Source organism: Bordetella petrii (assembly GCF_000067205.1).
Lineage (GTDB): Bacteria > Pseudomonadota > Gammaproteobacteria > Burkholderiales > Burkholderiaceae_B > Bordetella_A > Bordetella_A petrii.
Genome location: NC_010170.1, coordinates 877447 through 898142, shown reverse-complemented (window position 1 = coordinate 898142; position 20696 = coordinate 877447). Strand labels below are relative to the sequence as shown.

18 protein-coding genes are annotated in these 20696 nt (G+C 68.2%); 16 read left to right on the top strand and 2 right to left on the bottom strand.

The window, feature by feature from the left end; genetic code table 11:
* Positions 1 to 191: 191 nt before the first annotated feature.
* Entirely contained in the window at positions 192 to 1175 is a 984-nt protein-coding gene (locus BPET_RS04100) for a Bug family tripartite tricarboxylate transporter substrate binding protein (RefSeq protein WP_012247824.1), read from the bottom strand.
* Positions 1176 to 1416: 241 nt separating this feature from the next.
* On the opposite strand from BPET_RS04100, the gene BPET_RS04095 reads away from it, so the two are divergent.
* From BPET_RS04095 to BPET_RS04075, 5 genes are all read left to right on the top strand, one after another.
* On the top strand, positions 1417 to 2559 hold the full coding sequence (locus tag BPET_RS04095) for an NAD(P)/FAD-dependent oxidoreductase (RefSeq protein ID WP_012247823.1): 1143 nt from the start codon (positions 1417 to 1419) through the stop codon (positions 2557 to 2559).
* 31 nt (positions 2560 to 2590) lie between these two features.
* Positions 2591 to 4036: a M81 family metallopeptidase gene (locus tag BPET_RS04090; RefSeq protein ID WP_012247822.1), complete on the top strand. Its 1446-nt coding sequence runs from the start codon at positions 2591 to 2593 to the stop codon at positions 4034 to 4036.
* Between the two features lie 47 nt (positions 4037 to 4083).
* Entirely contained in the window at positions 4084 to 5655 is a 1572-nt protein-coding gene (locus BPET_RS04085) for an ABC transporter substrate-binding protein (protein ID WP_012247821.1), read from the top strand.
* Between the two features lie 12 nt (positions 5656 to 5667).
* Positions 5668 to 7122 (top strand): N-acyl-D-amino-acid deacylase family protein, encoded by a 1455-nt coding sequence (locus BPET_RS04080; RefSeq protein WP_012247820.1) that lies wholly within the window; start codon positions 5668 to 5670, stop codon positions 7120 to 7122.
* A 139-nt stretch (positions 7123 to 7261) separates the two neighbouring features.
* A complete protein-coding gene (locus BPET_RS04075) occupies positions 7262 to 7846 on the top strand; it encodes a helix-turn-helix domain-containing protein (RefSeq protein WP_173376822.1) in 585 nt (194 codons plus the stop codon).
* A 20-nt stretch (positions 7847 to 7866) separates the two neighbouring features.
* On the opposite strand, the gene BPET_RS04070 is transcribed toward BPET_RS04075, so the two are convergent.
* Positions 7867 to 8766 (bottom strand): LysR substrate-binding domain-containing protein, encoded by a 900-nt coding sequence (locus BPET_RS04070; protein ID WP_012247818.1) that lies wholly within the window; start codon positions 8764 to 8766, stop codon positions 7867 to 7869.
* Between the two features lie 109 nt (positions 8767 to 8875).
* Here BPET_RS04070 and BPET_RS04065 point away from each other — a divergent pair, with 109 nt between their 5' ends.
* From BPET_RS04065 to BPET_RS04010, 11 genes are all read left to right on the top strand, one after another.
* Positions 8876 to 9790, top strand: coding sequence for an SDR family NAD(P)-dependent oxidoreductase (locus BPET_RS04065; protein WP_012247817.1), 915 nt, complete (start codon positions 8876 to 8878; stop codon positions 9788 to 9790).
* A 7-nt stretch (positions 9791 to 9797) separates the two neighbouring features.
* Positions 9798 to 10652 carry a MaoC family dehydratase gene (locus BPET_RS04060; protein WP_012247816.1) on the top strand — a complete coding sequence of 285 codons (855 nt, stop codon included), beginning with the start codon at positions 9798 to 9800 and terminating at the stop codon, positions 10650 to 10652.
* Positions 10653 to 10671: 19 nt separating this feature from the next.
* On the top strand, positions 10672 to 11895 hold the full coding sequence (locus BPET_RS04055; protein WP_012247815.1) for a CaiB/BaiF CoA transferase family protein: 1224 nt from the start codon (positions 10672 to 10674) through the stop codon (positions 11893 to 11895).
* Positions 11896 to 12396: 501 nt separating this feature from the next.
* Complete coding sequence (locus BPET_RS04045) at positions 12397 to 13518, top strand: ABC transporter substrate-binding protein (RefSeq protein WP_012247813.1); 1122 nt, start codon at positions 12397 to 12399, stop codon at positions 13516 to 13518.
* A gap of 21 nt (positions 13519 to 13539) precedes the next feature.
* Positions 13540 to 14412: a branched-chain amino acid ABC transporter permease gene (locus BPET_RS04040; RefSeq protein WP_012247812.1), complete on the top strand. Its 873-nt coding sequence runs from the start codon at positions 13540 to 13542 to the stop codon at positions 14410 to 14412.
* Between the two features lie 35 nt (positions 14413 to 14447).
* Positions 14448 to 15332: a branched-chain amino acid ABC transporter permease gene (locus BPET_RS04035; protein WP_012247811.1), complete on the top strand. Its 885-nt coding sequence runs from the start codon at positions 14448 to 14450 to the stop codon at positions 15330 to 15332.
* Complete coding sequence (locus BPET_RS04030; protein ID WP_012247810.1) at positions 15329 to 16150, top strand: ABC transporter ATP-binding protein; 822 nt, start codon at positions 15329 to 15331, stop codon at positions 16148 to 16150. Before BPET_RS04035 ends, BPET_RS04030 begins: the two co-directional genes overlap by 4 nt.
* Positions 16147 to 16869, top strand: a complete 723-nt coding sequence (locus tag BPET_RS04025) for an ABC transporter ATP-binding protein (RefSeq protein ID WP_012247809.1) — start codon at positions 16147 to 16149, stop codon at positions 16867 to 16869. The genes BPET_RS04030 and BPET_RS04025 overlap by 4 nt, the downstream gene beginning before the upstream one ends.
* Complete coding sequence (locus BPET_RS04020; RefSeq protein ID WP_012247808.1) at positions 16869 to 18482, top strand: AMP-binding protein; 1614 nt, start codon at positions 16869 to 16871, stop codon at positions 18480 to 18482. Before BPET_RS04025 ends, BPET_RS04020 begins: the two co-directional genes overlap by 1 nt.
* Before the next feature lie 77 nt (positions 18483 to 18559).
* On the top strand, positions 18560 to 19027 hold the full coding sequence (locus tag BPET_RS04015) for a MaoC/PaaZ C-terminal domain-containing protein (protein WP_012247807.1): 468 nt from the start codon (positions 18560 to 18562) through the stop codon (positions 19025 to 19027).
* Between the two features lie 213 nt (positions 19028 to 19240).
* Complete coding sequence (locus BPET_RS04010; RefSeq protein ID WP_012247806.1) at positions 19241 to 20623, top strand: hypothetical protein; 1383 nt, start codon at positions 19241 to 19243, stop codon at positions 20621 to 20623.
* The last annotated feature ends 73 nt before the right edge of the window (positions 20624 to 20696 follow it).

Below are 20696 nucleotides of genomic sequence, written 5' to 3'. Positions count from 1 at the left end.
CAGACCTGCTGCAAGTCGCGGGGTGGCGGCGCGAGGGCTGTGGCGCCTCGGGGCCGGGCCCGGGCGCGGGGGGCGCCCGGACGGCACCGTGAAGCCAAGGCCCTCGCGCCACCACACCACGACGCCAGAAGAACCGACACCGCCACGCCTCACAACGCCCCGCCCAGCCCCCCGTAACGCCGCCCTCCCCCTCACTCCACTTTGATGCCCGCCGCCTTGATCACTTCCCCCCATTTGGCGATCTCGGCCTGCAGGAAGGCGCCGAATTCCTCGGGTGTGCCCGGCTTGGGTTCGGCGCCGGCTTTCAGCAGGCCCTGGGCGGTGGCCGGGTCGCGCAGGGCGCGCACCATGTCGGCGTTGACCTGCTTGACAATGGCGGCCGGGGTGCCGGCCGGCGCCAGCAGGCCGCTCCAGGAATACGCCTCGTAGCCGGGCACGCCCGATGCGGCGATGGTGGGAATGCCAGGGAACAGCGCCGAGGGTTCGGGGTTGCCCACGCCCAGCGGACGGATCTTGCCGCCTTCCAGGTGGGGCCGGGCCGAAGGGCCGTCGGCGAACATCACCTGCACCTGGCCGCCCAGCAGGTCTTGCATGGCCGGCGCGCTGCCTCGGTACGGCACGTGCTGGATGCGCGTGCCCGTCATGCTGTTGAACAACTCGCCCGCCAGGTGCGTGCCGCCGCCCGTGCCCGACGAGCCGAACGACAGCTTGCCCGGATGCTGTTTCGCGTAGGCGATCAGTTCCTCGACCGTCTTCACCGGCAGCGATTCATGCACCACCAGCACGATGGGAAACACCGCCGCCATGCCGACCGGCACAAAATCGGTGGTGACGTCATAGCTGAGGTTGGCCCGCAGGCTGGGCAGCACCGCGTGGTGAATCGACGCGAAGAAATAGTGATAGCCGTCGGCCCCGGCCTTGGCCGCGGCCTGTGCGCCCACGATGCCGCCCGCGCCGGCCTTGTTGTCGACCACCACCGGCACTTTCCACGCTTCGCCCATCGGCTGCGTGGTAAAGCGCGCGGTGGTATCCACCGGCCCGCCGGGCGGGAACGGCACAATGAAGTTGACAGGATGTTCGGGCCACTTGGCCGCGCGGGCCTGCAAAGGCAAAGAAGCTGCCGCCCAGGCGGCGCCCAGCCCCGCCATCAGGCGGCGGCGTTGCGGATCGTGCATAGGTGTGTCTCCGGTTTTCTTGTTGGCGCGCCACAGGCGCACGGCCTTGCGCGGTGCTCGTATTATTTGCGCGCCGGCCCAGCCTTGCCGATTCTTTTTTGCCGAACCCCCTGTTCAGCGCGGCCGTTCCGGCGCGCCTGCCGCCCATAGGTAAAACCCCGGAAAAACCCCTATTACACGCTTGCCTGAACACTTTTATCGTATTCGCTAATTATCGAATAAGAGAATTTTTGACGTGACGATGAGCGAACGACAGACTTACGACTACGCTGTCGTAGGCGCGGGCATAGCGGGAGCCTCGGTGGCCTACCGGCTGGCGGACACGGCGTCGGTAGTGGTGCTAGAGCGCGAGTCGCAGCCCGGCTATCACTCGACGGGCCGCTCGGCCGCCATGTTCATGGAGACCTACGGCACCGCGCACACGCGCGCGCTCACCCGCGCCAGCCGCCAGTTCTACGAAAGCCCGCCCGCCGGCTTCGCCGACCATCCCCTGCTGGGCGCGCGCGGCGTCATGTATATCGCCACGCACGCCCAGCAGGCGTTGCTCCGGCAGGCCTACGACGAATATCGCGCCCAGTCTGCCGAAGTTGCCCTGATCAGCCCTCATGAAGCGGCCGCCCGCGTGCCCTGCCTGAAAAGCGAACGCTTGTGCGGCGCCATTGCCGAACCCGAGGCGCGCGATATCGACGTGCATGCGCTGCACCAGGGGTTCTTGCGGGGCATGCGGCAACGCGGCGCGATACTGCGGCCCGACTCCACCTTGACGCAGGCCCGGTACGCCGCCGGTCGCTGGACCCTGAAGCTGTCCGACGGGCAGTCCGTGCACGCCCGCACCCTGGTGAACGCCTCGGGAGCATGGGCCGACCAGGTCGCGCAGGCGTGCGGCGCCGCGCGCATCGGCCTGCAGCCGCGCCGCCGCACCGCCTTCACGTTCGCCGGACCGGAAGGCGTGGATTTTTCCGCCTGGCCCGCGGTGGTCGGCGTGGACGAGAGCTTTTATTTCAAGCCGGATGCGGGCCAGCTGCTGGGCTCGCCGGCCAACGCCGACCCCGTGGCCCCGCATGACGTGGCGCCGGAAGAGCTGGATGTGGCTACCGGCATCCACCGCATTGAATCGGCAACATCGATGACCATCCGGCGCCCGCGCCATACGTGGGCCGGCCTGCGCTCATTTGTTGCCGATGGCGACTTCGCCATCGGCTGGGACCCGCGCGCGCCCGCGTTTTTCTGGGTGGCCGCCCAGGGCGGCTATGGCATACAGACCGCCGCCGCGGCGTCGGAACTGGCCGCCGCCCTGCTGACCGGCCAGCCGCTGCCTCAACACTTGCGCGAGCATGGCGTGAACGCCGAGGCCGTGCGGCCGGCCCGCCTGTGCGAAGCGTGACCAACCGACAAGACAGACGTGGAGCCACCGTATGAAGATTTTCTCAGGATCCCTGGCAACCGAGACGAATACGTTTTCTCCCATCCCCACCGGGCTGGGAGCATACCGGGCGCGCGGCTACTTTCCGGCCGGGCAGCATCCCGACCAGATGCAGATGTTCTCGGGCCCGCTATGGGCGGCCCGCCAGCGCGCGCGCGGCAAGAACTGGACTCTGGTCGAAGGCATGGTAGCCGGCGCCATGCCGGCCGGGTTGACCACGCGCCACGCCTATGAAACGTTGCGCGACGAGCTGCTGGACGACCTGCGCCGCGCCGGCCCGGTGGACATCGCGCTGTTCGGCCTGCACGGCGCCATGGTGGCCGACGGCTACGACGACTGCGAAGGCGACCTGCTGCGCCGCGCGCGCGAGATCGTGGGCCCGGACACCGTCATCGGGGCCGAACTGGACCCGCACTGCCACCTGAGCGCGACCATGACACAGGCGGCCGACTTCCTGGTGTGCTTCAAGGAATATCCCCACACCGACATCCTGGACCGCGCCTACGACCTGGTCGACCTGTGCGTGGCCAGGGCCGAAGGCCGCATCCGTCCGGCCTGCGCGGTGTACGACTGCAACATGATCTCCATCATGCACACCAGCCGCGAGCCCATGCGCGGCTTTGTCGATCGCCTGCTGGCGATGGAAGGCAAGGATGGGGTGCTGTCCATCTCTATCGCGCACGGGTTCCCCTGGGGCGATACGCCAGACATGGGATCGAAGGTGCTGGTCTATACCGACGGGAACGCGGCGCAGGCCGACGCTCTGGCACGCCGTCTCGGCGAAGAACTCATCGGCCTGCGGGAGCAACTGGCGCCGCCTTACCCCGGCGTGGAAGAAGCGCTCGACCAGGCCCTGGCCCATGGCAAGTACCCGGTCGTGCTGGCCGACTCGGCGGACAACGCCGGCGGCGGCGCGCCCAGTGACTCGACATTCATCCTGGAACACTTGCTCGCGCGCGGCATCGAAGCCGCGGCGATCGGGCCGATCTGGGACCCGGTCGCGGTGCAGCTTTGCTTCGAGGCGGGCGAAGGCGCCCGAATCCGGTTGCGGATAGGCGGCAAGGTGGCGCCCGTGTCGGGCCAGCCGCTGGACCTGGAATGCACCATATTGGCCCTGCGGCCGGACGCCGTCATGACGGGGCTGGCGGGCACCCCCGCGCAGCTGGGCCATTCGGTGGCCGTGCGCTGCCAGGGCGTCGTGCTGGTTCTGACTTCGTATCGCAACCAGGCCATGGGCACCGATCTCTTCACCCAGTTCGGCGTGAACCTCGCCGCGATGAAGCTCATTGTGGTGAAGTCGTCGCAGCACTTCTACGCGGCCTATTCGAAGATCGCCGAGCGCGTCATCTACGTCGAAACACCGGGCGCGATTACCCAAGACTACAACGCACTGCCGTACACCAAGGTCGCGCGGCCGAAATGGCCCTTGACCGCCTGAAGCGTTTTTCCAGAGGCCCGCGAGGCCGACCTGCAAGGGGAACCACTATGATCAAGCAATTAAGCCTGGTGGGCGCTGCCGCGCTGCTGGCGATGGCGGCGGCCACGTCAGCCGCGACCGAGCCTCGCACGCTGCGGCTGGTGCCGCACGCCGACCTGAAGACGCTGGACCCGCTGTTCAATACGGCATACATCACGCGCAACCACGGCTACATGGTGTTCGACATGCTGTTCGCGCGCGACAGCAAGGGCGAAGTGCGGCCACAGATGGTGGACACCTGGACGCGCTCGGATGACGGCAAGACCTGGACGTTCAAACTGCGCCCCGGCCTGAAATTCAGCGACGGCACGCCGGTGACCGCCGAGGATTGCATCGCATCGATCCAGCGCTGGGCCAAGAAAGATACGCTCGGCCAGGCGATGTTCGCGGCCGGGGCCAGCTTTACCGCCGACAGCGCCGATTCGTTCACGCTGACGCTCCAGGAACCCTTCGGCCTGGTGCTGGACGCACTGTCCAAGCCCTCGGGCCTGCCGCCCTTCATCATGCCGAAGCGGCTGGCATCCACCGACCCGACCACGCCCGTGACCGAGATGGTGGGATCGGGCCCGTTCCTCTTCAAGCGCGACGAATGGGTTCCGGGCAACAAGGTGGTGTATGTCAAGAATCCCGACTACGTGCCGCGCGACGAGCCGGCCGACGGCCTGGCCGGCGGCAAGCGCGTCAAGGTGGATCGCGTCGAGTGGATCTACATCCCAGACGGCAATACGTCGACCGCCGCGCTCATGAACGGCGAGGTGGACATGATCGAACAGGTGCCGCCGGACTATCTGCCCGTGCTGGAAAGCAACGACAAGATCCAGCTGAGCACCTCGGTGGCTTCGCAGGGAATGGCGGTCCTGAATGCCCTGCACCCGCCGTTCAACGACCCGCGCGCGCGGCAGGCCATGTATTACCTGGTCAACCAGAACGAAATGGTGGCCTCCATGGGCTACCCTGAACAGTACCGGGTGAAGTACTGCCCCACGCTGTATATCTGCGGGTCGCCGCTGGCCACCGACGCGGGCGCCGCCCCCTACGCCAAGCCGGACGTCGCCAAAGCCAGGCAGTTGCTGCAGCAGGCCGGCTACAAGGGCGAAAAAGTGGTCATGCTGTATCCCACCGACCACCTGAGCGCCTCTCCCGTCACGGTGCTGGCTCAGCATATGAAAGAAGCCGGCATCAATGTCGACCTGTTATCGATGGACTGGGCCTCGCTCGCGGCGCGCCGCCTGAAGAAAGACCCGCCGGCGCAGGGCGGCTGGAACGTTTTCCTGACCTGGGGCGGTTATTACGACGCCAGCACGCCCGTCACCAATCCCTGGCTGTCGGCCGCGTGCGGCAACAGCCTGCCCGGCTGGCCCTGCGACAAGGAGCTCGACGCGCTGCGCGTCAGCTGGATCCGCGAGCCGGATGCCGGCAAGCGCAAGGAAATCGCCGCCCAGATGCAGGCCCGCGCCTACGAGAGCGTGCCGTACGTCATGTGGGGCGAATTCAAGCCTGTATTCGCGGTGCGCGGCCTGCAGCACACCGAGCTGATCAAGGGGGGCATCCCGGTCATGTGGAATATCGAGAAACCGTAGCGGAGCCTTGCCATGTCCACATCCTCTACCGACCCCTACGACCTGATTCTGGCCGGCGGCACGCTGATCGACGGCAGCAACGAGCCGCGCCGGCGCGCCGACGTCGGCTTGCGGGGCGACCGCGTGGCCGCGACGGGCGACCTGGCCGGCCAGCAGGCGCGGCGCCGCGTCGATGTCACCGGCATGATCGTGGCGCCCGGCTTCATCGATTCGCACACGCACGACGACAACTATTTGCTGGAACACCCCGACATGACGCCCAAGATATCGCAGGGGGTCACCACCGTCGTTACCGGCAATTGCGGCATCAGCCTGGCGCCGCTCAGGCATGACTCGCCGCCCGCTCCCCTGGACCTGCTGGACGCGGGCGGCTCGTACCGTTTCGGGCGGTTCAACGACTACCTGGACGCGCTACGCGACCACCCGCCGGCCGTCAACGCGGCGTGCATGGTTGGGCACTCGACGCTGCGCGCCGCCGTGATGCCGGACCTGGACCGGACAGCTACGCCGGCCGAGATCGACACCATGCAGGCGCTGGCCGAAGAGGCCATGGCGGCCGGCGCGATCGGCATTTCCACCGGCACCTTCTACCCGCCCGCCGCGCGCGCCAGTACCGAAGAGATCATCGAAGTCTGCCGCCCACTCAGTTCACGCCAGGGCATCTACGCCACCCACATGCGCGACGAAGGCGAGCACATCGTCGCGGCCCTGCAGGAAACCTTCCGGATCGGCCGCGAGCTCGATGTGCCGGTGGTCATTTCGCATCATAAAGTGATGGGCCAGCCGAACTTCGGACGCTCGGAAGAAACGCTGGCCATCATCGAGGCGGCCATGGCGCGCCAGGACATCGCGCTGGATGCCTACCCATACGTGGCCGGATCCACCATGCTGAAGAAAGACCGTGTCCTGCTGGCCGGCCGCACCATCATCACGTGGTGCAAGCCACGCCCCGAACTGGCCGGCCGCGACCTGGACGAGGTGGCGGCCGAGCGCGGCATGGCCAAGTACGACCTGGTGGAAGAACTGCAGCCGGCCGGGGCCATTTACTTCATGATGGACGAGCCGGACGTGCGGCGCATTCTGGCGTTCCCGCCCACCATGATCGGCTCGGACGGACTGCCGCACGACCAACGGCCGCATCCGCGGCTGTGGGGCACTTTTCCACGCGTGCTGGGACACTACGCGCGCGATGTGGGGCTGTTTTCGCTGGAAACCGCGGTCTGGAAAATGTCGGGCCTGACCGCCGCCCGGTTCGGCCTGCCGGACCGGGGGCTGGTGCAGCCCGGCTGCTTTGCCGACCTGGTGGTGTTCGATCCGGACACCGTCGCCGACGTGGCCGATTTCGACAATCCCACCGAACGCGCGGCCGGCATTCATTCGGTGTACGTCAACGGCGCGCCGGTGTGGGAAAACCAGGCGTTCACCGGCCAGCTTGCCGGCCGCGTCCTGCCACGAAGCCCCCGCTGAGCGCCGGCCGGCAGGCCTTACAATAGGCGCCTGCATGGCGGCGGCCCTGCGGGCGCCGCCGCCCAGCCAAAACAAGATCCAGTTTTCCATGGCCCCTGCCGCTACGCCTGCCCCTCCCGGAATCGTCGGAAAAAAAGAAATGGGCGCCCGGCTGCGCGCCGAGCGCAAAGCCCGGAAAATGACGCTGCAAGACCTGTCCCGCGCCTCGGGCATCGCGGTATCCACTATTTCCAAGGCTGAATTGGGGCAGATTGCGCTGAGCTACGAGAAATTCGCCTCGCTGGCGCGCGGCCTGAACATCGACATGACGCGGCTGTTCATGCTGGGAGACGCGCCCCAGGCCTCGATGGCGCCCACCTACGTGAAAACCACGCTGCACGATGCGCGCGACTACGTTACCGACAACTACCACTACCGACTGCTGCTGGGGGAATACCCCGGCAAGAAAATGACGCCCATGATGGGCATCATCGATTCGCGCCACCTCGATGAGTTCGAAGACTACATCCGCCACCCCGGCCAGGAGTTCGTCGTGGTGCTGGCAGGCAAGGTCCGCATCCAGTTCGAGAACGGCGAAAGTGTCGTCTTGCGGCGTTTCGAGTCGGCCTATTTCGACAGCAGCATGGGGCATGTGTATCTCACCCTGAGCCGGTCGCCCGCGCAGGTGCTGGCTGTGTGCACCGACCTGGACGCCGTGCCGCAACGCCGGCGCAAGCCCCGCTAGACAGGGCCGCCCCGCAGCGCTCAGGTCGCCCGCGCCGCCGTGCGCACGTGCTCGATGAAGTCTTCCACGAAACGCGGCAGGTCGCGTCCGCGCTGGCGGCACAGCAGGCGGTCGCGCTGCGCCCAGCTGTCTTGCAGGCGCAGCACATGCAACGCCTGCGGGCGGCTGTAGCGCGCCGCGCAGGCGCGCGGCACCACGGCAATGCCCGCGCCCGCCTCGACCATGCGGCATACCGCCTCGAAGCTGCCCACGTGCACCCGCTGGCACAGGCGCTTGCCCAGGCCAGATGCGATGTCTTCCAGAAAGGTCTGGATGGCGCTGTTGGGGTGGATACCCACGAACTGGTAGGCGTCGATGACGTCGACGAAACGGACTGACTCCTGCTGCGCCAGCGGATGGCTCAGCGAAGTCACGATGGCCAGCTCGTCGCGGAACAGCGGCATGACGTCCAGCCCGTCGACGTCGATGTTGCCCGCCACGATGCCCAGGTCGGCCGCGCCGGCGCGGATGGCCAGCACGATGTCGCCCGAGATTTTTTCTTCGAGCTCGATGTCCACATCGGGGTTTTCCGCCAGGAAGGTGGACATGGCGTCGGCCAGGAACGAGTTGGTGGCCGTGGTGTTGGCCAGCAGGCGCAGGCGGCCCTTGATGCCGCTGGAATACGGCTGCAGGTCGGCGTTCAGGCATTCCAGCTGGCGGAACACGGCGTGGGCGTGCTTGAGCAGCACCTCGCCGGCCGGCGTCAAGGCCACGCCGGTCGCCTGGCGCACCAGCAGGCGCGCCTTGAAGGCCTCTTCCATGTTCTTGATGCGGGCGCTGGCCGCGGGCAGCGACAGGAAGGTGCGCTCGGCCGCGCGGGTCAGGTTCAGGGTTTCTCCTACGTTCACGAACAAACGCAGGTCGGTCAGATCGTGTCTCATGTTCTGCCACGCAAAAGGGGGGTGTCTTTAATTTTGAATTCCGCTGCCCTGCCCTGAAATCTACCATGCAGAGAGTCGGGGCCGGCGCGCCCCCTATGGAGGAATCATCATGAGCGGTATCGTGGCAGGAAAAGTAGTGGTTGTGACGGGCGCCGGCGGCGGCATCGGGCGCGGCGTCGCGCTGGCGATGGCGGCGGCAGGCGCCAAAGTGGTCGTCAACGACATCGGCGTGTCGCTGCAGGGCGAAGGCGGCGGCGACGGGCCGGCGCAGGCAGTAGTGCAGGAAATCCTGGCCGCCGGCGGGCAGGCCTGCGCCAATACCGACAGCGTGGCCAGCTATGAAGGCGCCCACAACATCATCAAGACCGCGGTAGATGCCTTCGGGCGCATCGACGCCGTGGTCAACAACGCCGGCAACCTGCGCGACCGCGTCTTCCACAAAATGAGCGAAGAAGAATGGCGCCAGGTGCTCGACGTGCACCTGAACGGCACCTTCTTCATGAGCCGCGCCGCCGCGCCGTACTTCCGCGAACAGGAATCCGGCGCCTTCGTGCACATGACATCCACCTCGGGCCTGATCGGCAACTTCGGCCAGGCCAATTATGCGGCCGCCAAGCTGGGCATCGTGGCCCTGTCCAAGTCCATCGCGCTCGACATGGCGCGCTACCACGTGCGCTCGAACTGCATCGCGCCGTTCGCCTGGAGCCGCATGACCAGCTCGATCCCGGCCGAGACCGAAGCCGAAAAGGCGCGCGTCGAAAAGCTGAAGAAAATGGAAGCCGGCAAGGTCGCGCCGCTGGCGGTGTTCCTGGCCAGCGATGCCGCCAGCGAGGTCAACGCCCAGATTTTCGCGGTGCGCGCCAACGAAATCATGCTGATGAGCCAGCCGCGCCCGGTGCGCAGCGTGCACTACAGCGAAGGCTGGACTCCCGAGCTCATTGGCGAGATCGCCATTCCCGCCATGCGCAAGCAGTTCTACGCGCTGGAACGATCGCCCGACGTGATCGACTGGGACCCGATCTGAGGCCGCCATGGATTACGACACCATCAAGAACTGGCGATTCGACGACGTACATCACCACTACGACGAAAAAGACACCATGCTGTACGCCCTGGGCATCGGCCTGGGGCACGACCCGCTCGACGCCGGGCAACTGCGCTACGTATACGAACGGGGCCTGCAAGCCTTTCCAACCCAAGCCACCGTGCTGGGCTACCCCGGCTTCTGGATGAGCGATCCGCGCGCCGGCATCGACTGGGTGCGGCTGGTGCACGGCGAGCAGCGCCTGGCCCTGCACGCGCCGCTGCCCGCCAGCGGCAACGTCATCGGCAAGAGCCGCGTCACGCATGTCATCGACAAAGGGGCCGACAAGGGCGCGCTGGTAATCACCGAGCGCACGCTGCATGACAGCGCCGGCGCCTGCCTGGCCACTCTGCAGCAAACCACCTTCTGCCGGGGCGACGGCGGCTTCGGCCGCGGCGACGATGCCCCGCCGCCCTTGCCTGCCGCGCCCACTCGGGCCCCCGACCAAAGCTGCACCCTGGCGGTGGCGCCCAACGCGGCGCTGCTGTATCGCCTGAGCGCCGACCGCAACCCGCTGCACGCCGACCCCGAGGTGGCCCGCAAGGCCGGCTATGCCCAGCCCATTCTGCACGGCCTGTGCACCTATGGCATGGCGGCTCACGCCATCGTCAAGACCTGGTGCGGCTACGACGCCAGCCGGCTGGCCAGCCTGAACGCGCGCTTCTCGTCGCCGGTGTACCCGGGCGAAACGCTGCAGTTCGACATGTGGCGCGGCGAAAGCAACGCGCTGCAATTCACCGTGCGCGCCGTGGCGCGCGACATCGTCGTCATGAGCCACGGCACGGCCACGATCAACGCCTAGGCGCAAAGGGCAGTCACGCATGGATTCACGACTTCCGCCCCTGGAGGGCATTCGCGTACTCGACCTCAGCCGCATCCTGGCCGGGCCGTGGTGCACCCAGAACCTGGCCGACCTCGGGGCCGACGTCATCAAGGTCGAGCGCCCCGGCACCGGCGACGACACGCGCCATTGGGGCCCGCCCTACTTGAAAGACGGCCAGGGCCGCGACACGGCCGAGGCCGCCTACTATCTCAGCGCCAACCGCAACAAGCGCTCGCTGGAAGCCGACATCGCCACGCCGCAAGGCGCGGCGCTGATCCGCGAGCTGGCCGCGCACTGCGACATCCTGGTCGAGAACTTCAAGGTCGGCGGCCTGCGCAAATACGGGCTCGACTACGACAGCCTGCGCGAGATCAACCCCCGCCTGATCTACTGCTCGGTCACCGGCTTCGGACAGGACGGCCCCTGCGCCCAACTGCCCGGCTACGATTTCATGATCCAGGGCCTGGGCGGCCTGATGAGCATCACCGGCGAACGCGACGACCTGCCCGGCGGCGGCCCCCAGAAGGCGGGCGTGGCCGTCACCGACATCATCACCGGCATGTACGCCAGCGTGGCCATCCTGGCCGCGCTGCAAGAGCGCCACCGCAGCGGTCTGGGGCAGCACCTGGACATCGCCCTGCTGGACTGCCACGTGGCGATGCTGGCCAACCAGAATTCCAATTACTTCGCCTCGGGCGTCGCCCCCACGCGCGCGGGCAACGCGCACCAGAATGTGGTGCCCTACCAGGTGTTCGCCGCCAGCGACGGCCACCTGATCGTGGCCACCGGCAACGAGTCGCAGTACCGGGCCTACTGCAAGGCCATCGGCGCGCCCGAGCTGGGCGACGATCCGCGCTTTGCCACCAACCGGCTGCGCGTCACCAACCGCGAAGAACTGATCGCGCTGCTGTCGGACATCATGAAACAGGGACGCCGCGACGACTGGATCGCCAGGCTGGAGGCGGTGGGCGTGCCCTGCGGGCCGATCAACAACATTGCGCAGGCATTCGCCCATCCGCAGGTGCAGGCGCGGCAGCTGCGCCGCGAGCTGCCGCACCCGCTGGGCGGGACGGCCGCCGTCACGGCCAGCCCGCTGCGGTTCTCGGCCACGCCCGTGGTGTACCGGCGGGCGCCGCCGCTGCTGGGCGAACACACGGCAGAGATCCTGCGCGAAGTGCTGGGCAAGAGCGACCCGGAAATCGCCGCGGCCACGGCTCGCTGACACGGGGCAGCGGCGGCGTGGCGCGCCGCCCCTCAGCCGCCGCCGCGCCGCCGGCCACGCCGTCAGTTGCGCGGCCGTTCACACTGCCCTGGCCGCGGCCAGTCGCACCCGCCTGCGCGTAACCGCGCCCGCAGCCACCGGCGGCCCGTGCCAAACGCGGCGCGGCAGCCGCCCACCAGGTATTTGTCCAGGGCATAGACGATCAGCCCCGTCAGCACGGGCAACGCTCCAACAACAATAGCGGCCAGGCATAACCCCAACACGATCCGCATTTCCGCTCCTTGTGTGGCCCTCGTGGCGCCGGCCGGCTCCTGTTTGATGACACCGCCGCGCCTGCGTTCCATGGGACGCCTGGCCGTACCCGTATTGGGCGGGAAAACCCGCAGTTAAGCAAATCCGAATAGGTCGCATCATTCAGACTGGCTAGCATTTTCGGAGCCGCCAGCCGGCCGTCCTGACGCTGCGGCGCACAATAACCTCGAGACCGTGCGGAGACATACGATGAAGAAGCTGCTTGCCGGCCTGGCGCTGTGCCAAGGCCTTACCCTGACGCCGTTGGCCAGCGCGGCCGACCTCACTATCGGCGGCCTGCTGCCCATGAGCGGCAGCAACGCCGAATACGGCCAGATCTTCAGTTCGGGCGCCAATCTGGCCGTCGAACACATCAATGCCTCCAAGATGCTGTCGGGCAAGCTGTCCATCGTCTACGAAGACAGCCAGGCGCTGCCCATGCAAGGTGTAATCGGTATGAACAAGCTGGTCAACGTGGCCAAGGTGCCGTTCGTGCTCAGCGCTTTCACCGGGGTATCAAAGGCTATCGCGCCCATCGGCACCCGCAGCAAGACGGTCATGGTCAACGGCGGCGGCGTGGGCCCCGACCTGGCCGAGCTGGGCGACTATTTCTGGAACACCATTCCCCTGGTCGACTTCGAAGTGCGCGCCGTAGTGCCATACCTGGTCAAGGAGCGCGGCCTCAAGCGCATTGCCCTGGTGTACGTCGACGACCCGCTGGGCCAGTCGGTGGTCAAGGAACTGAAGACCGAACTGGGCAAGGCCGGCGGCGAACTGGCCGGCAGCTTCTCGGTGCCAGCCACGGCGCAGCAGTTCTCGGGCATTGCCGCGCGCGTGCGCGACGTCAAGCCGGACGCCGTCTACATTGCCTCGTACGGCAGCCAGCAAGGCCAGATCGTCAAGCAGCTGCGCGACAACGGCGTATCGCAGCAGATCGCCAGCTATTCGGCCTTTGCCATCCCGTCCACGCTGTCGCTGCCCGAGTCCAAAGGCGCGATCTTCACCAGCCAGAAGGTCGACTGGGAAAAAAGCGACGACATCACCCGCCGCATGCTCGATGATTACAAAAAGCAGTACGGCAAGGCGCCCAATATGTACGTGCTGAACTACTACAACGCCGTACGCACCTTCGGCGTGCTGGCCGCCGCACTGGAAAAGGCCGGCAAGCCCGTCACGGGCGAGAACCTGCTGGCGCAGCGACGGGCCACCAAGACCTTCGACTTCGTCGGCGCCACGGTGTCGTTCGCGGACAACGGCACCATCCAGGCCCCGATCCAGATCAACGAAATCGGCGACCAAGGCCCCAAGCCCATCGCCGACGCCAGCCACTGACGCCGCGCACCGCTTCAGGCCATGCTGTTCATCCAGCTTTTCGTCAATGGCATACAGACCGGTGCCCTGTACGCCCTGATCGCAGCGGGGTTCTCGCTGATCTTCGGCACCACCCGGGTTTTTCACGTCGCGCACGGGGCCACGTTCACCCTGGCCGGCTTCGTGTTCTACGAGCTGTACACGGTGCTGGCCTGGGCCTGGCCGCTGGCGGCGCTGGGCGCGGGCGTGGTGGCCGCGGTGTTCGGCATGTTGGTGGACCGTTATGTGTATTCGGTCATCCAGCGCCATGAAGGGGCCTTCTTCACGGTGTTCGTCGCCTCGTTCGGGCTTGCCATCGTGGTGCAGAACCTGATCACCATCGGCTTCGGCCGGGGGCTGGTCACGGTGCCTACGCCACTGAGCAAAAGCCTGGAGCTGCTGCCCGGCCTGTATGTGGCGCCCATGGCGGCGGTGGCAGTGCTGTGCGCCGTCGTGGCCTTCGGGCTGCTGCACTGGCTGCTGACGCACACCAACCTGGGCCTGGCGCTGCGCGCGCTGGGCGAAAACCCGGACCTGGTGCGCGTGTACGGCATGACACCACGCCGGCTGTCGCAGTATGTGTTCCTGATCGGCTCGCTGCTGGCAGTGCCGGCGGCGATCCTGACGGCGGCGACCTCGGGGCTGAACCCGTCCATGGGCCACCACATCATGCTGATCAGCATCGCCGCCACCATCGTGGGCGGCGTGGGCAGCCTGCGCGGCGCCGCCGTGGCGGGCCTGCTGCTGGGCATGGCCGAGAACCTGTCGCTGGCGTGGATCGACCCGCAATGGAGCGAGGCCGTCACCTTCGTAGTGCTGTTCCTGTTCATCCTGTTCCGTCCCGGCGGCGTGTTCGGCCGCGCCGTGGCGTCATAGCAAACAAGGCCCCGGCCTGTCCGACGAGGCAACGCATGCTGGCTTATCTGCAAAACATTGCCGTGCTCTTCTGCGTGAACGCGATGCTGGCGGTCACGCTGAACTTCATCATGGGCTACGCGGGCATCTTTTCGCTGGCCCATGCCGTCTTCTTCGGCGTGGGCGCCTACGTGGCCGCCAACATCGCCATGCACTTCAGCGATTCGCTGCTGCTGTGCGTGGCCGCCGCCGTGCTGGTGGCCGGCGCGCTGTCGATGGTGCTGGCCCTGCCCGCCCTGCGCGTGCGGGGCGAGTACTTCGTGGCCGCCTCGCTGGGGCTGCAGGTGATCGGCGTGACGGTGTTTTCCGAATGGAAAGGCGTCACCGGCGGCCTGGGCGGACTGGTGGGCATTCCGCCGCCCACGGTGTTCGGCCACGCGCTGGCCACGCCCGGCGAGTTCCTGGCCCTGGCCGTCGCGGGGCTGGCCGCCGTGTTGCTGATCACCACCGCCCTGCTGCGCGGCAGCTTCGGCCGCAGCCTGATGGCCATCCGCGACAGCGAATCGGCCGCCCAGGCCGCGGGCAAATGGGTGGCCGCCATCAAGACGCTGTCGGTGGCGGTATCGGCCGGCCTGGCGGGCGTGGCGGGCGCCATCTACGCGTTCTACATGAGCTTCGTCAACGTCGAGGGCTTCATGCTGGAAACCTCCATCCTCTTGATGGCCATGGTCATCATCGGCGGCACCGGCACCGTATTCGGGCCGATCATCGGCGCGGCGCTGCTGATGCTGCTGCCGGCCGCGCTGACCTACCTGCCGTTCCTGCCGCCCTCGGAACTGGGCACCGTGCAGCAGATCGTGTACGGCGCCATCATGGTGCTGCTGATGATGTACCGCCCGGGCGGACTGGTAGGCGGACGCCGCAAAGGAGGCCGGGCATGAGCGCGCCGGGCCGCATCAAAGACGCCTACGGCGGCGCTGTCTACGAGGGCGCGCTGGCGGACGCCGACTCCGCCGTGCCCGCCACGCCCGGGGCCCCGGTGCTACTGCGCATGCAGGGGCTGTCCAAGCGCTTCGGCGGCCTGCAGGCCATCAGCGACGTCTCGCTCGACCTGCCGGCCGGCATGATCACCACCCTGGTGGGCCCCAACGGCGCGGGCAAGACCACGCTGTTCAACATGATCACCGGCCACCTGACGCCCAGCGCCGGCACCGTGCACCTGCACGGCAAGCCGCTGGCCCGCCTGGCGCCCTGGCAGATCGCCCGCCTTGGCGTGGGCCGCACCTTCCAGGACCTGCGACTCTTCACGCATATGAGCGTGCTCGAAAACGTGATGACCGTAACGGAACGCAGCAGCTGGCTGTGGCAGCGGCGCACCGAGCCGGCCCGCATCGAGGCAGTGCTGCAGGAAGCCGGCTTGTGGGACAAACGGCACGAACGCGCGGCCGACCTGGCCTACGCCGAGCGCAAGTTCCTGAGCCTGGCGCGCATCATGGCCAGCGACGCCTCGCTATGGCTGCTGGACGAGCCCGCCTCGGGCCTGGACCCGCGCTCGTTCGAACGGTTCGTGGCACTGCTGCGCAACTACGCGGCGCGCGGCATCACCATCTGCATCATCGAACACAACCTCGATCTCGTCACCCAGCTGTCCGACCGCCTGGCCTTCCTGGACCAGGGCAAGCTGCTGGCCTGCGGCGATCCGGCCGGCATCCTTAAAGACCCGCAGCTGGCCGCCATCTACTTCGGAGAACGTGCATGACCGCCGCCCCGCCCCCGGTGCTGGAAGCACGCGGCCTGCGTGCCGGCTACGGCGAACGCCCGGTGCTCGACGGCCTGGACGTGCGCCTGGATGCCAATGAAGTGCTGTGCCTCATCGGCCACAACGGCGCCGGCAAGTCCACCTTGCTGAAGGCCCTGTTCGGCCTGATCGTCCCCGAAGGCGGCAGCGTGATGCTCGACGGCCAGCCCGTGGCGCGCCCTGATCCACGCCGCCTGGCCGCCGCCGGCATTTCCATGGTGCCCGAAGGGCGCGGCATTTTCCCGGGCCTGACCGTGGCCGAAACCATGCGCCTGGGTCTGTGGTCGGCCGGCGTGCCCAAGGCCGACCACGCCGCGCGGCTGGATTGGGTCATGCAGGTGCTGCCGGCCTTGCGCAAGTTCTACGGGCAGCGTGCGGGCACCCTGTCGGGCGGCCAGCAGCAGATGGTGTCGCTGGGCCGGGCCCTGCTCAGCCAGCCGCGCTGCCTGCTGCTCGACGAGCCTTCCATCGGTCTTGCGCCCAAGCTGTTCCAGGACCTGATGGGCCCCATCCGCGCCCTGCAGCAGCAGCGCGGCATGTCGATCCTGATCGTGGAACAGAACGTGCGCGAGGCCCTGAAAATCGCCGACCGCGTCATCGTCATGAAGTCCGGGGCGCTGATCCGCTGCGGCGTACCGGCCGATTTCGCCGACAACGCCGAACTGATGGAGCTGTACTGATGCCGGCCGATGCCGCGCCAGGGCCCGCGGCCCTGGCAGATCTGTATGCCGCGCACCTGCGCGCGCGCCCGGATGACACCGCGCTGATCGACGAAGCCGGGCCGCTGAGCTACCGCGATTTCGATGCCCTGTGCGCCGGCGCGGCGCGCTGGCTGGGCGCGCAGGGCGTCGCCGCGGGCGACCGGGTGGCGGTGTGGCTGCCCAACCGCCGCGAATGGCTGGCCCTGCTGTTCGGCCTGGCCCGCCTGGACGCCACCCTGGTTGCCATCAATACCCGTTACCGCAGCGCCGAGCTCGAATACATTCTGGCGCGTTCGCGGGCGCGCATGCTCATCATGCAGCCGTCGTTCCGCAAGATCGACTTCCCGGCCGTGCTGGCCGGCGTGGCGCAAGACGCCCTGCCCGACCTGCAGGCCATCGCCCTGGTCGATGCCGGCGACGATCTTCCCGGCCCGGTCTTCGGCCGCCGTACGGTCGCCTGCCAGTTCGCGTCCGGCGCCCCCCCGGCCGCGCTTGCGCCGCCCGCGGCCGACCCCGCGCGCCCCGTCATCCTGTTCACGACCTCGGGCACCACCAAAGGCCCCAAGCTGGTCATGCACAGCACGGCGACGCTGCTGGCCCACAACCGGCAGGTATCCCGCGCCTGCGGCCTGGACCAGCCCGGCGCGCGCCTGCTGGCCGCGCTGCCCGTGTGCGGCGTGTTCGGCCTGAACGGCGTGCTGGCGGCGCTGCACGGCGGTGCGCCGGTAGTGACGATGGATCTGTTCGATGCGCCGCGCGCCGCCCGCTTGCTGCGCGACGAGCGCATCACCCACACCTTCGGCAGCGACGAAATGATGCGCCGCATCGCCGACGAGGCGCCGGGCAGCCGCCCCTTTCCGCATGCCCGCGTGTTCGGCTTCGCCAGCTTCAGCCCGGGCGCGGCCGAACTGGTGGCCAGCCTGCAGCAGCGCGGTTTTCCGTTGCGCGGCCTGTACGGCTCCAGCGAAGTGCAGGCGCTGTTCTCGCTGCAAGACGCCGCGCTGCCCGTGGCCGAGCGCGCCCTGGGCGGCGGCGTGCCGGCATCGTCCCAGGCGCAGGTGCGCGTGCGCGACCCCGCCGGCCCCGGCCTGTGCGAGCCCGGCATGCCTGGCGAAATCGAGATCCGCGCCCCGGGCAACTTCATAGGCTACCTGGACAATCCCGACGCCACGGCGCAGGCCCTGACCGCCGACGGCTACTTTCGCACCGGCGACCTGGGCTACCTGCGTCCGGACGGCAGCTTCGTCTACCTGGCGCGCATGGGCGACACGCTGCGCCTGGGCGGGTTCCTGGTCGACCCGGCGGAAATCGAACACGCCCTGGCCGCGCAGCCGGGCGTGTACAACGCGCAGGTAGTGGGCATCACCATCGATGGCCAGCCCCGCGCCGCGGCGTTCGTCATTGCCGAACCCGGGCTGGACGAGCAAAGCCTGCTGGCGCCGCTGCGCGCCACGCTGGCGCCGTTCAAGGTGCCGGCGCGCCTGTGGCGCGTCGATGAATTTCCCACCGCGGCCAGCGCCAACGGCTTCAAGATCCAGCGGGCCATGCTGCGCCAGATGGCCGACGAACGCCTGCGGCAAGAGCAGGCCTGACGGGCCAGTCGTCTCCGAAGCGCTGCGCGCGGCGAAACACGGACACCTGCATTTCCCCACCCGCATACCAAACCGCCATGACAGACCACTCCCTGTACTTCGAGGATTTCCAGCCCGGCCAGACGTTCGAAAGCGGCGGCCGCACCATTACCGAAGCCGACCTGACGATGTTCTCGATGCTGTCGGGCGACTGGAACCCTATCCATGCCGACGCCGCCTACGCCGCCGGCACCAAGATCGGCCAACGCCTGGTGCATGGCGCGCTGGGCATCGCCATCGCCACCGGCATGATGCACGAGCTGGGCATCTTCCATCGTTCGGTGGTGGCCATGCTGTCGATACGAGACTGGAAATTCGTCAAGCCCATACTGGTGGGCGACACCCTGCATCTGGTGCTCGACATCCTGCAGGCCAAGCCGGGCACCAGCGCGCGCGTGGGCGCGGTAGACCGCAGGCTGCGGCTGGTCAACCAGCATGGCGACACCGTGCAGGACGGAACCAGCGAAGTGCTGGTGCTGAAAAAGGCAGGCATGGCCGCGCGCTGACCGGCGCGGCCCGAGCTTGCGGCAGTAACAGCGGCCGGTTCACCACGGCGGCAGCGACAACACGACGAAGACCGCTGCCAGCAAGGCGAGGACCACTAGAATGTGCTTTGTGCGCATGGCGGGTTCCGGTGCGTTGCAGACTGGCCTGCATGCCCGCAAGTACCATGCCGGCCCCGGCATCTGCGCGGTGCCTGCCCCTTCTGTTCGGTGCCGATGAAAGATCATTCCCCGTCCGGTTCGTCTTTGCTGCTGGCCCAGGTGCTGCGCACGGTCGCGCGGCCCTACCGCCTGCCGCCGGCGCTGCATGCCTCGCCAGACTGGCGGCAGGCCGGCACGGCCACCGCGCTGGCGGCATGCATCGAACAGGCGCGCCTGGCCATGGCCCGCAATGCAGCGCCCGCCGCGGCGCTCAAGCGCCATTTCACCGCGGCGCTGGGGCAGTTGATCCGCGAAGCCATGTTGCCCGACCACGGCGACCCGGCGTTCCAGGCGATGGTGTTGCGGCACGGCGCGGCGCACGTGCGCGAATATGCGTCTTTAGCCGCCCATGCCGGCCGCGACCGCCGGGCCATACGCACGGCGGTCGACGCGATGGCGCACCCGGCCCGGCAGCAGCGCGTTGCACAGCCCCGGCTGCGCGAGGCGCTGGCGCGGCTGCACGCCGCCGGGTCCTGGACGGCGCTGGCCGATGCCGCGCGGCAGGTGCGCAATATGCCGGAAACGGCGGCGCAGCCCACCTTGCCGCCCAGCCTGGACCGGCTGCTGCACGACCCCGCCCTGTCGCGCCTGCAACGCCTGGACGCCTTGCAGGCCGATGCGCTGGTGCAGCGGTACCAGGCGCTATGGGACCGTCAGGGTCCGCGCCAGGGCAGCCCTTCCGCTATCGCGGCAGGCTCGGCCGCCAAACAGCGCGGCGCCGCCGTAGAGGCCATGGCCGCGCAGGCGCTGCAAGCGCTGGCGCAGCGGCTGGACCAGGCCGGCGACAACGGCCGGGCGCATCGCGTGGTTACGTCCCTACGCGTGCCCGCGGCCTTGTCAGCCGGCGCCGGACGCGCCAAGACCGAATGGGACGTGGCGTTGCTGCGCCAAGGCCAGGCGGCCGGCACGGAACCAGGCTGGGATATCTGCCTGCTGGTGGAAGCCAAGGCATCCGCGGATGCCGCCATTACCGACCTGCCCCGCCTGCTGCGCGGCCTGCGTCTGCTGGCGCAGGCCGACCCCGGCCGACGCTACGCATTCCGCACGGTGCAAGAAACCGTGAATCTGCGCGGCGCATCGCTACACGCACTGGAGGCCGGTGAAGACGTGTCAGACACGGTGCTGTACTGCTGCGATGCGCCCGCCGATACGCCCCCGCGACTGCTCGGCGCGGCCAGCCGCATGCAATTGCTATCCGCGCCGGCCAGCCTGGACCACGCCGGCATTCTGGCGCAGGGGCGAGACGCCGGCGATGCCAGTCTGGTGGCCGTTTGGGAAACACTGCTGTCCGCGCCCGGCTGGCATGCCGTGCTGCACCAGTACCCCATGCTGTGCCAGGTGCGCGCCCTGATGGTGCGCCCCGCGGATCTGCTGGCCGCGGTCCGGGCGATTCCATAGCCACACCCGGCCGCTGGCCTTGGCGTACCAGGGCGTCTGGGGGTGCCTGCCGACAAACCAGAGCGTCATCCCG